The sequence below is a fragment of the bacterium genome (assembly GCA_030655055.1).
Taxonomy (GTDB): domain Bacteria; phylum Edwardsbacteria; class AC1; order AC1; family EtOH8; genus UBA5202.
This window is the reverse complement of the sequence record JAURWH010000152.1, coordinates 1-11,377: the sequence shown is the minus strand read 5'-3', so window position 1 is coordinate 11,377 and position 11,377 is coordinate 1. Positions and strand designations below refer to the sequence as shown.

At 55.7% G+C, this 11,377-nt stretch carries 11 protein-coding genes; all 11 read right to left on the bottom strand.

Features of this window, described 5'->3' with window-relative positions; genetic code table 11:
* Positions 1–1,342, bottom strand: a 1,342-nt coding sequence (gene purH / locus Q7U71_07215; protein ID MDO9391543.1) for a bifunctional phosphoribosylaminoimidazolecarboxamide formyltransferase/IMP cyclohydrolase, incomplete at its 3' end; no start/stop codon positions are given.
* Positions 1,343–1,469: 127 nt separating this feature from the next.
* Positions 1,470–2,579, bottom strand: coding sequence for an SUMF1/EgtB/PvdO family nonheme iron enzyme (locus Q7U71_07210; GenBank protein MDO9391542.1), 1,110 nt, complete (start codon positions 2,577–2,579; stop codon positions 1,470–1,472).
* 200 nt (positions 2,580–2,779) lie between these two features.
* A complete protein-coding gene (locus Q7U71_07205) occupies positions 2,780–3,055 on the bottom strand; it encodes a type II toxin-antitoxin system HicB family antitoxin (GenBank protein ID MDO9391541.1) in 276 nt (91 codons plus the stop codon).
* Positions 3,048–3,305, bottom strand: a complete 258-nt coding sequence (locus tag Q7U71_07200) for a type II toxin-antitoxin system HicA family toxin (protein ID MDO9391540.1) — start codon at positions 3,303–3,305, stop codon at positions 3,048–3,050. Before Q7U71_07200 ends, Q7U71_07205 begins: the two co-directional genes overlap by 8 nt.
* A 30-nt stretch (positions 3,306–3,335) precedes the next feature.
* Positions 3,336–3,821, bottom strand: a complete 486-nt coding sequence (locus tag Q7U71_07195) for an NAD(P)H-dependent oxidoreductase (GenBank protein MDO9391539.1) — start codon at positions 3,819–3,821, stop codon at positions 3,336–3,338.
* Positions 3,822–3,872: 51 nt separating this feature from the next.
* Complete coding sequence (locus Q7U71_07190; GenBank protein ID MDO9391538.1) at positions 3,873–5,108, bottom strand: amidohydrolase family protein; 1,236 nt, start codon at positions 5,106–5,108, stop codon at positions 3,873–3,875.
* A gap of 116 nt (positions 5,109–5,224) precedes the next feature.
* Positions 5,225–6,436: a 2,3-bisphosphoglycerate-independent phosphoglycerate mutase gene (locus Q7U71_07185; protein ID MDO9391537.1), complete on the bottom strand. Its 1,212-nt coding sequence runs from the start codon at positions 6,434–6,436 to the stop codon at positions 5,225–5,227.
* Between the two features lie 280 nt (positions 6,437–6,716).
* Positions 6,717–7,583: a PHP domain-containing protein gene (locus Q7U71_07180; GenBank protein MDO9391536.1), complete on the bottom strand. Its 867-nt coding sequence runs from the start codon at positions 7,581–7,583 to the stop codon at positions 6,717–6,719.
* Positions 7,584–7,588: 5 nt separating this feature from the next.
* On the bottom strand, positions 7,589–8,446 hold the full coding sequence (locus Q7U71_07175; protein MDO9391535.1) for an AAA family ATPase: 858 nt from the start codon (positions 8,444–8,446) through the stop codon (positions 7,589–7,591).
* 174 nt (positions 8,447–8,620) lie between these two features.
* Positions 8,621–9,808 (bottom strand): SpoIID/LytB domain-containing protein, encoded by a 1,188-nt coding sequence (locus tag Q7U71_07170; protein ID MDO9391534.1) that lies wholly within the window; start codon positions 9,806–9,808, stop codon positions 8,621–8,623.
* A partial coding sequence (locus tag Q7U71_07165) for a tetratricopeptide repeat protein (protein MDO9391533.1) occupies positions 9,795–11,377 on the bottom strand: 1,583 nt, incomplete at its 5' end. The genes Q7U71_07170 and Q7U71_07165, both read right to left, overlap by 14 nt.

Below are 11,377 nucleotides of genomic sequence, written 5' to 3'. Positions count from 1 at the left end.
GGTTGGGCTGCCCGGCCCCCATGCCGATCAGCTGTTTGTCCTTGGCAATGACTATGGCGTTGGACTTGACATGCTTGACTATTTTGAATGCAAAGATAAGGTCTTCCATCTGGGCCGCCGTGGGCTTGTTGGCGGTGGCCTGCGATAACTTGGATTCATCTAAAGTTGCGGCATCCGGAGCCTGGGCCAGCGCCCCGCCCCAGACCGAGCGCAGCAGATAATGGCTGGCGGGATTTTTTGTTATCCTGACCAGCCGGACGTTCGGCCCCCAGCCCTTGCGGTTGGCAAAGATCTCTTTGACCCCCGGCAGGAAATCCGGCGCGGCTATCACTTCGTAAAAACTGTTGGGGCCGGTGATCTCCTCGGCGGCCTCGATGTCCAGCGGACGGTTGACCGCGATGATCCCCCCGAAGCGGGAGATGGGAGCCGGGGGCAGCTCCCCGTCCCGGGCCAGCCGGTAGGCGGCTTTCAGGTCCTTGGCGCAGGCGCAGCCGCAGGGATTGGTATGTTTTAGGATCACGCAGCAGGGGTCGGAGAACTCGGACACCAGTTCCCAGACCGCCCCCATGTCCAGGATGTTGTTGTAGGATATCTCCTTGCCGTGGATCTGCTCGAACGGCGGCTCGACCCCGGCCGGCAGATAGAACCCGGCCGGCTGGTGGGGATTCTCGCCGTAGCGCAGGGGCAGTGATTTTTTCAGATTGAGACTGATGTTCTCCGGTAACTCCTGTAAGGGTAATTCACGAATTGCCCCCGCTTGGACTCTTATAAAATACTGGTTGATGGCCGCATCATAGCCCGCGGTCAGGGCAAAGGCCTTTTGGGCCAGCTCCCGTTTGGTCTTGTAAGAGACCTGTCCCGAAGATCCCAGTTCCGAGATGACGGCCTGGTACTGGTCCGGAGAAGTGACCACCGCCACGTCCTGGTGATTCTTGGCCGCGGCCCTGATCAGCGAGGGTCCGCCGATGTCGATGTTCTCGATGGCCTCCTCGTCGGTGACGCCGGGCCTGGCCACGGTGGCCTCAAAGGGATAGAGGTTGACCGCCACGATGTCCACCGGTAGGATGTCGTGCTCCTTAAGCTTGGCCATGTGTTCCGGAACATCCCGGCGGGCCAGGATACCGGCGTGGATCCGGGGGTGCAAGGTTTTTACCCGGCCGTCCAGCATCTCGGGGAATTTGGTGACGTCGGAGACGTCGGTGACGGTCAGGCCCTGTTCACGGAGGTACTTGGCAGTGCCGCCGCTGGAGACGATCTGGTACCCGGCGGTGGAAAGTTTCTTGGCGAAATCGGCGATGCCGGTCTTGTCGAAGACGCTGATGATGACGCGTTTGTTGGTCATATTTTTATTATTAGAATTTTGTGTATTGTCTGCAAATTATCACCCCCTTAATAATGCCAATTTATAAATTACCTCAAAAGGAGTGAAAACAAAATATGTACAATGTAAACCAAACACTAAAGCTTTTCTACTTCACGACTCGAAAACCGACAATTTTGTCTCCAAGGTATGTATTGTATTCGTACATACGAGCGGCAGAACGACAGTTGGTGCTTGTGCCATAGAAGCTACCGCCACGTAGCACGTGACCGGTGCTCCCTGACGTCGGCCCAGTGGGGTTGCTGGTTGGACTTATGCCGTAATAATCACTTTGGTACCAGTCATTGACCCATTCCCATATGTTACCGGCCATATCAAAAACTCCATAGGGACTTTGTCCTGTGCTAAAGTAACCAACCTGTGAACTGTAGGTAAATGTATCCGGTAAGACATTATCATTGCTGTTGCATTTTAGACCATCCCAGGTAGAGCCCCAAGGATAATAACGAGCATCGGTACCCCGGGCCGCTTTTTCCCATTGGGCCTCTGTGGACAGGCTTCCGCCAGCCCATTTACAATAGGCATAGGCCTCGTACCAATTTACACCTACTACTGGGTAATTGGGAAAGGCAAGCCCGCTGTTATAATTACCGCTGGTCCAAAAATCGGGTTCTGTCGTGTTGGAATTTGTGCGCCAAGTCCAACCGTCTGTAGTCCAATAGGTACTATTGCTATAACCACCGTCATCCATAAATGCTTGATACTGGGCGTTTGTTACTTCGTATTTGCTTATTTGGTAATCATCTAAGTAAACCGTATGCTGTGGCAATTCATCATAATTGTAATTAAGGTCATTGGTTGTACTGCCCATGGTAAAGTTGCCAGCAGGAATTGTGATCCATTCTATATTTACAGTAACAAGTGAAAGTGCAATATACGCGTTTGTTGTATTACTGGCCGTAACAGAAACTTCAGTACTTTTTCTATTATAATGTATTTTGCTTGTTGTTATCGTATAGGTGCCAGCATTTACTCCATTTATTGTAAATTGACCAGAAGTATTGGTTGTTACGTTGCTAGTTGCTGGGTTGGTTAACACTGCTGCCCCTGAAATAGCAATCCCGCTAATGGAATCAGTTACCACTCCCGTAATGCTGCCATAAGTAGAAATCGTAGGATTTTCCTTGCTACAGCCTGCACCAATCAGTAGGGCAAATATCACAGCCCCAAAGTATGGCAGAAATATCCTTTGCAACAAGATTCTTCCTCTCTTTTCGTAGGCTTGTTTACTTTTTCAGCTTCCCCGCCAGCACCGCCGTCCGCTTGCCCAGTTCCATTCCGAACTTTATCGCTCTGGCATCCGGCGTGCCCATGCAGGCCTGTCTTCACTTGCACCACTCCTACCTTCCCGCAACCTGCCCCGCCGTTGGCCGAGTGGCCGGTTTTGAAACGTTTACACTACTTAATGCCCGGCTGTATCGAGGCCAAACGTGCGCTGCCAGCGCTTTTCCCCATAGCCACAAACTTGCTCAGAAGCTCCGCACCCCGGGCTTTGGGCACTTTGCGTCCTTCCCTTTTGGCGGTTTCAATCCACAAGCCCACCGCCGCCATTATCTCCTTTAACGCCAATTCTTCGGTATCGCCGTAGCCCGAACAGCCGGGCAGTTCGGGCGCAACTGCGATGTACCCCTTATCCTCCTGGCTGTAAAATATTTCTATGGCGTATTTATACATTATCTTCTTCCTCCAAATGATATTTCTCAATTACTTTTAGGAATTGCCGCACCTGATAGGGTTTGGCCTTTCCTTTTACGTTCTGGAAGTTCAACATCTCCGGAATTCCTTCCCGGACGTATATCCTATGGCTCCCTTTGCCACCCTTGAACATAAAGCCAAACTTTCCCGCTTGACGGCAAAGTTTTTCAAAGCGCAAATTGTTAAGGTTCCGGCAAAGCTCTTGGTAGATTTCCCTTTTGTTTGCCATTCCATCCCTATTTATCTGATGTCAACGGGTTCAGGTTTTGTTTTTCAGTTTCCCGGCCAACACCGCCGTGCGCTTGCCCTGTTCCATTCCAAACTTTATCGCCTTGGCATCCGGCTTGCCTACGCAGGCCGCCCCGAAGTGCTTCTCGCTGGCCCGGCCCTGTACCACCATCCCGTGGATCAGCATGGCGGTGAGGATGGAGAGCAATGTGGTCTCGGCCCCGGTGGCGTTACCGCCGGCGGTGGTGAAGGCCGCCCCGGCCTTGCCCTCCAGCTTGCCGTGGATCTTGAAGGTGCTGTCCAGCAGTCTTTTCAGCTTGGCCGTCATCAGCCCATAGTAGGCGGGCGAGCCGATGATGATCCCGTCGGCGGCCAGCATGTCAGTTAACTTGACCTGGTCCGCTTTCTTGACCGTGACCGCTGTTCCTTTCACCTGCCTGGCGCCATCGGCCACGGCCTGGGCCAGCTTCCCGGTGTTGCCGGTGTAGGTGTCGTAGATGACGAGGATTTTTGTCATAGAAATATGAATAAATAATCTGCGTTGATCTGCGTAATCTGCGGATAGTGCCTACTTCTGTTTCCTGATGACCTTACCCTCGGCCATCACCAGCCGCGGGAAGGCCCCCAGGTGCAAAGGATCCTTGTCCCAGACCACCAGGCTGGCCAGCTTACCGGGCTCGATGGATCCCAGTTTGTCGTCTATGCCCAGGATCTTGGCGTTCTTCAATGTGATCATCCCGACGGCCTCCTCCTCCTTCATCCCCTGGATCAGGAAATATTTCAGGCTGTCGCGCAGGGCCGGGGTCATGATCACCGGGTGGTCGGTCATCAGGCCGTAAAAGGCCTTGGACCTCATCAGCAGTTCGGCATTGCGGTAATGCTCGTTGCGCAGTTCCACCTTGTAGGGCAGGCTGCCCAGCGGCCCGTAGACGATGGGTATGTTGTTGTCCGCCAGCTGGTCAAATATCTCCTTGTGGTGGACGTCGCCCAGATGGTCGGCGGTGACCGTCAGCTTGTATTTTTTCACCAGTTCTATCAGGTACAGCACGTCGTCCTCTTTGTGGACGTGAACCTTGGCGGTCTTCTTGTCCAGCAGCAGCTCCAGCAGGGCCTTCTCCTCGGTGTCAAACTCCAGCACGTATTCCTGCTCCGTCATCTGCTTCTGATCCTCGATTTCCCGGGCGCTTAGTTTGCTGTCCTTGTCCCGCACCTTCTGGTCCAGATCCTTCAGCTTGCGCTGGCGGGCCAGGTCGGCCTTCTGCTTCTTGGCCAGCACCAGGTCGAACTTCTTCTCCAGCATGCTGTAGATGCCCATCCGGGTGTTGGGACGGAGTCCTTTCCAGTCGCCGGTGGAGCGGGGGTTATAGCCCAGGGCCATCTTGAATCCGTATTCCTTGAGCAGGGCCTGGCCCCGGTTGGCGGCGAAGTTCTTGATGATCATGGCCCGACCGCCCACCAGGTTGCCCGATCCCGGCACGATGCAGCTGTAGAGCACCCCAAAGTCCACCGCCTCGGCGAAGGCCGGGTCGTCAAAGTAGACGCTGTCCAGCGGATCGTTGTTGGCCAGGAACTGGTCCAGGATGTCGTTGGATTCGCCCTCGTCGCCGGGCTCGCCGGCCCGGTGCATGCCGATGTGCGAGTGGGCATCGATGAAGGCCGGGGTCACTATGCCCTCGGCGTCGGCCTTGGATTTTTTAGTGGAGAGTTCTGTGACCTTGTCGCCTTCCACCGCAATGTAGACGTTGTTGCGCTTGTGCAGGCCGTCATAAAGGGTGGTGGCGTGGATGATGATTGGTTTGGCCATGGTATTATCTTTCGAAGAGTTTTAAATTACCATTCTCTGTGTCGATGTTTACCCTGAGCGTTGCACTGAGCCCGGACGAAGTGTTTATCGAAGGGTGTCTCTGTGGCGAATAAGAATTACGCCCCGAACTTATCCAGCTTCAGCGCATTGGCCAGCATCAGCGGCATGGCCGCGGCCGACGGGAAACAGCCCAGGCTGCCCCTGGCGCAGTTCTGCTCGCTGAAAGCGGTGAAACCCTCGGTCCGGACATAGGGAGAACAAAGCAGGAATGGATTGGGGTGCCAGCTGTGTCCCTTCAGCCGGGCCGGGGTGGAGTGGTCGCCGGTGATCACCAGCACGTCCGGGTTGAGCTTGGTCACCAGGGGAAGGGCCGCATCCAGCTCTTCTATCACCTTGACCTTGGCCGCAAAGTTCCCGTCCTCGCCGTAGCTGTCGGTCTTCTTGATGTGGATGTAGAAGAAATCGAACTTGTCGTAGTTCCGGTCCAGGGTCTTGAATTCCTCCTCGGTGGACGGCCCGGTCTCCAGCTCGGTCATGCCCACCAGCTTGGCCAGCCCCTTGTACATGGGATAGGCGGCGATGGCCGCGGTCTTGATCCCAAAACGGTCGTACATCGAGGGAATGTCGGGGTGCTTGGCAAAACCCCGCAAAAGAACCGTATTGGCCGGACTCTCGTTCTTCAAAACTTCGTTTGCCATGGCCACGAACTTGTCCACTATCAGCGCGGTGGGCTGGCCCTCGGAGCACAGGTAGCGGGAGCGGTAGGCTTTCAATCCCTCATGCTGGGGATCGGTGTCGGACAGGTCGCCGCAGAGGCTGTTCCCCCGGAACAGCACCACAAAGCGGTGCTCCTTGCCGTGGCGGATGATCACTTCCGCGTTGTCTATCTTTTTTATGGCCGCCTGCAGTTTGGCGCACAGCTCCATGTTCTTCTCGGTGGGTATCCGCCCGGCCCGGCGGTCGGTGATGATGCCGTCGGAATTGACCGTGGCAAAGTTGGCCCGGGCCGCCACATCGCGCGGGGTCATCTCCAGCCCAATGCCCAAAGCCTCCAGCACCCCCCGGCCGATCTGGTATTTAATGGGATCGTAGCCGAACAGGGCCAGGTGGGCCGGGCCCGAACCGGGTGTGATCCCCAGCGAGACCGGCACGGTCTGCCCCAGGCATGACCTGGCCGCCAGCGCATCCATGTTTGGAGTGACAGCCGTCTCCAGCTCGGTCTTGCCGCCCGCTTCCATCGGCAGTCCTCCCAGTCCGTCGGCCACTATCAGGACTATCTTCTTGTCGTTGGGGACCAGCAGGGGTTTCAGCAGTTCATCGCTCAGCATAATAACCTCCTTCAGTTAAAATCCGGCTCCTCGGGGAAAACCAACGGGGGACTTTGACAGGATTTACATGATTTCTTTTTTTTATAATGAAACCCGGGAAATCCCGTTAATTACGACTGTCCATTGAAAAGGATAATTTCACAGTCTTTAAGGATTTTGTTATTAAACCCCGTAAATCATGTTAATCCTGTTTGCCCCTGTAAATGTGTCCTTTGATTTAGAAATTAATCCCAGTAAATCATGTTAATCCTGTCTATCCCGGGAATCCTACCCTGGCCGGTCACTCCCCGTCTTCGTTCATCCATTTGCGGGTGGCCAGGCCGTTGACCCGGGCCTTCATCTTTTCCACCACATCGTATGAGACCTTAAGGTTGTACTTGATGGAATCCAGGTCCTGGTCCCCGTGGGAATCCGAGCCGCCCGAGACCAGCATCCCCTTCCTGTCGGCCAGCTCCAGGTAATGCTTGACCTGGCAGGAACTGTGCTTGCTGTGCCAGACCTCCAGCCCGTCCAGGCCCCAGGCCGCGAACTGGTCTATCAGCTCGTCCCGGCCCTCTATTCCCGGATGGGCAAAAAAGCACAGGCCCCGCACGTAATGGATCAGCTCAAAGGCGTCCTGGGGCGTCATGAAATTCTTTGGCACATAGGCCGGTGCCCCAAAGCCCAGATACCGGCTGAAGGCCTCGTCGGTGGAGCCCACATAGCCTTCGTCCAGCAGGGCCCGGGCCACGTGGGGCCGGCCCACCGAACCCGAACCGGCTATCTCCAGCACATGCTTGATGTCTATCCGCACCCCGGCCACCGCCAGCTTTTCCACGATCTTCTGGGCCCGCTCTATCCGGGCCTGCTTGAAGCGCAAAACCTCCTTCTGAAAATCCGGGTCCAGGTAATCTATGAAATAACCCAGGATGTGGATCTCGGTTTCGTTTATGGAAGTGGACAGCTCCACCCCGGGGATCACCTCTATTCCCAGCTTGGCGCCCAGGATGGCGGCCGGCTTGATGGATTCCCAGGCGTCGTGGTCGGTGACGGCAATGGCCTTAAGCCCACGCGACGAGGCGTGCCGGATCAGGGACTCCGGAGTGAAGGTACCATCGGAAGCAACGGTGTGCAGATGCAGATCAACGTAAGAGTGATTGTTGGTCATAAGGCTTAAAAGACAGGGGTCTTGGTTTTGGTGTCGGCTCCGCTGGTCTCGCTTTTCAAACCCAGGTCGGCCACCACCGTTTCTATCAGGGTCTCGTCAACTATCTGGGCCCCGGCCATGGCCGCCTCCAGCAGGGCATTGTCGCAGATGGTGTTTATCAGCCTGGGCTTTCCGTCGGAATAGAAATGGATGAACTCGTAGGCCGAGTCGGTGAACAGTTCCCGGGTGCAGTCCACCACCGAAAGCCGGTACTGGATGTAGCCCCGGGTGGATTCCGAGGTCAGCGGCTCCAGCTTGTGCTTGACCGCTATCCGCTCCCGCAAGGGCGGGTCCAAAGCCAGGCACTGCTCCAGGTCCGGCAGTCCGAACAGCAGGAAGGTGATCAGCATGCTGCCGTTGACCTCCATGTTCAGCAGGCCCCGCATCTCCTCCATGATCTCCTTGTTCTTGAGCATGTTGGCCTCGTCGATGATCACCACCGCCTTGCGGCCGTCGTTGTAGATCTTCATCAGCTGCTCGTAAAGCTGGCCCACCAGGGCAGCCTTGGAATCGGCCGGCTTTTCCACCCCCATCTGCAGAGCGATCTTGCTGATCAGCCACCCCGGGGTGACCTCGGAATGCACAATCACCAGCAGGGCGGTCTCGTACTGGTCGTCCGGCAGGATCTCCAGCAGGCGGCGGGAAACCGTGGTCTTTCCGGTCCCGATGTCGCCCAATACCACCGCCAAACCCTTCATCATCTCCGCCGCATGGTTAAGCTTAAGTATGGCACGGGAATGCTGGGGGCTGTCGTAGTAAAAACGGTTGTCGGGAGCATTGGAGAACGGCTGGTCCTTAAGACCGAAGATTTGCTTGTAGTCCATTTATATTAACTCCTTGATAATTAACTTAGTATGGATTTTAAGTTTAACCTATATTTAGTTATTTTGCAAGATTAAAATTGCTTAAAATGCAATAAAAAAAGCGGCTGAAAAACAGCCGCTTTAAACCAGTAAAATTACCGAAAAATGTGCTAAATTGTCATAAAAACATTCGGATCAAAAAAGCCTCTTAATTTCCACCTCCCGGTAATAATGTCTTAAAATATTCTTATAGCTCTTTCCCTCTCTAGCCATTCCGATGGCCCCCCACTGGCAAAGCCCCACCCCGTGCCCGTATCCAGAACCTTCCAGGATCATGGAAGTGACGAGACCGTCTTCATCCCGCTGCAACTTCAGATCGAACCTTGTGCTCAAGACCGGGCTGGCCGAAAGTCCAAACCTGATCTTGTCCTTGTACAATACAGTGTCCCCGCAATCGGCCGATATCTTAAGTGCCTGCACCCTGCCGGATCTGGATCTGTCCAATATCTCCACATTCTTGATCCTGTACTGGGGCTGGCCGGGGGAAATCTTGTCCAGCATTTCCCGGGCGGTGACCGTATCCTGCCAGGAATACCGGGGAGAGATATTGCAATGATCGTCTTTGGCGGACCTTAAGAAGGGAAATCTCTCGTCCACCGCCTGCCAGACCTCGGAAGGCATGGCGGTGCGGCCGCCGCAGGTGGAATGGAAATTGGCCGCAATCACTTTTCCATCACAGGTCAAAACCTGGCCCCGGGTCTCCTCCACTGCTTTTAGGATCAGGGGCGGGACAACTCCGCCGCCATTGTATGCCTGATGCTGAACCCCGGCTTCGATGTCGTAACCGGCCTCGGGCGAGGACCCGATCCTGGTGAGGGCGTAACTGCGCGAGGCCACCGCCTGGGCTTTCAATGCCTCCAGTTCCTGGCGGCCGCTGCCCATCTCGGCGCTGACCACGCCCAAAAGATATTTCTCCAGCTCGGTCTCCATCACCAGCAGCAGGCCGTTGTCAGCTGCCTGGCGGACCTCGGCCGGCCCGGAGAATTCCCGTTGATTGATGAAGAAGGGAGACCGGGAGTAGATCCTGACAAAACCCCGGATCGGACCCAGGGTCTGACCCTGGCTGGTTTGGATCATCAGCCCTCCGGACGCCGGCAGCAGCTTCCAATTTTGGCCGGGAACAATGACCGAGCTGTGTTCCTGATCGCTGAGGTAGACGGTATCAGCACCCTGCACCTCCGCCTGAGGAAGGCCGCGGCCCAGGGCGATCCTGATCAGCGCCACTTCCGGCTCTGGTTTTTGCGACAGGTAGCGGGGGGCGCATCCGGCCAGGATAGTTGCCAGAAAGATGAAGGATAGTTTGAGTAATTTATTTTTTTTCATTTTTCTTCAAGACTTCGATCCTCCGGCCGATGAACTCCCGGTTGACAGGCTGGCCCAGTTTTTGGGCGGCCTGTAAAAATATTTCCCACTGGGCCGCCGCTCCGGCGGGGTCGGTCTTTTCCAAAGCCTGGGCCAGGTTCATCCTGCTTTCCAGATGATCGAAATTTAACTCCAAGGCCTTTTGCCAAAGCCCGATGGCCTGACCTTCATTGCCCTGCCGGATCAAGGCCAGGGCCAGGCCGTTATAAGAACCGGGATCGCCGGGGTCGGCGGCCAGGGCCTTGGAATATGCCTCCGCGGCCTTAGCCCACATCTGCTGTTGGGAGTAAATGACCCCCAGGTCGGTCCATCCCTCCTTGCTTTCAGGATCAATGGAAACCGCCTGTTTAAAGGCTTCTTCCGCCCGAAGCAGATCGCCCTTCCCGCCATAACTGATGCCCAGAGTTATATAGGCGTCAGGGCTGGCGGGATCAAAAGACAGGTTTTTCCGGGCATAGACAATTGCCTGGTCGTACTTTTCCCACTTGGCGTAAACCAGGGACAGACCGTGCAGGCTGTTGAAATATGTGGGATCGAGCTCCTCTGCCCTTAATAGATGGCCCTCGGCGGAAGGCAGGTCGCCTTTCTGGTAATAAAGGTTTCCCAGGTAATCATGGGCGATGTATGAATTGGGGGAACGGGAAACCTCGGTGGTCCAGAAGCTGAAGGGATCCTGCCATTCCAGATTTCGTCTTATGGAAAGGGTCATCATGGCCGTCAGGGCCAGAAATAAGATGGCCGCCGCCAGTTTCCTGTTCTCCAGCCTGCTCCAAAGATATCCGGCCCATACCGCAAAGCCCAGCAGGGGCAGGTATAGGAACCTCTCGGCCAGAATGGCAGTCAGCGGCAGCAGGTTGGAGACCGGCATCAGGCCGGTCACCAGCCACAGCCAGCCGAAGGCCAGGTATCTTTGTTTTTTGATGTCCCGCCAGGCCAGCAGGCTGATGCCTGATAAAATTGCCAAGGAACCAAGCACCCGCCAGTCCAGCAGGGAAGCGGAGAGCTGATAGACGTAGTCCACCCGCAGCCGGAGGGGAAGGAACAGCAGCCGGACGTATTCCAGGGCCGCCCGGAACATGGTGAAGACCGTGGTCCAGACGGAATCGCCCCAGTAGGGGCATTGCGAGACCCGGCCCAGCGCCATCCGCCGCACGGCCAGGTAGGCCAGGATCAGGACAAAATAGGGTGCGTATCTTTTCCACCCGGCCGCCAGCGCCTTGACCCTGCCCTGCTTCTCAAAAAGCCAGTCATAAAGCACTATCAGCAGGGGGATGACCACGGCCGTTTCCTTGGACAAGAGGGCAGGAACGAAGCAGGCCAGCGACAAAGCCAGGTGTATCTTTTTCCGGGTCTGAAAATATTTCCGGTAAAATATGAACATCATCAGGCCGAAAGCCGTGAACATCAGGTCGCCCCGGCTGGAGATCCAGGCCACCGCCTCGGTCTGGACCGGGTGCAGGGCAAAGATAAGGCAGGCTATGGTTGTCAGCCTCCGGTCTTTGAACAGCTGTCCCAGCAGGATGTAGGCCA

Coding starts and splice junctions, on each gene's coding strand:
- Q7U71_07205 (MDO9391541.1), bottom strand. CDS start 3,055: ATGTATAAATACGCCATAGAAATATTTTACAGCCAGGAGGATAAGGGG.
- Q7U71_07200 (MDO9391540.1), bottom strand. CDS start 3,305: ATGGCAAACAAAAGGGAAATCTACCAAGAGCTTTGCCGGAACCTTAAC.
- Q7U71_07195 (MDO9391539.1), bottom strand. CDS start 3,821: ATGACAAAAATCCTCGTCATCTACGACACCTACACCGGCAACACCGGG.
- Q7U71_07190 (MDO9391538.1), bottom strand. CDS start 5,108: ATGGCCAAACCAATCATCATCCACGCCACCACCCTTTATGACGGCCTG.
- Q7U71_07185 (MDO9391537.1), bottom strand. CDS start 6,436: ATGCTGAGCGATGAACTGCTGAAACCCCTGCTGGTCCCCAACGACAAG.
- Q7U71_07180 (MDO9391536.1), bottom strand. CDS start 7,583: ATGACCAACAATCACTCTTACGTTGATCTGCATCTGCACACCGTTGCT.
- Q7U71_07175 (MDO9391535.1), bottom strand. CDS start 8,446: ATGGACTACAAGCAAATCTTCGGTCTTAAGGACCAGCCGTTCTCCAAT.
- Q7U71_07170 (MDO9391534.1), bottom strand. CDS start 9,808: ATGAAAAAAAATAAATTACTCAAACTATCCTTCATCTTTCTGGCAACT.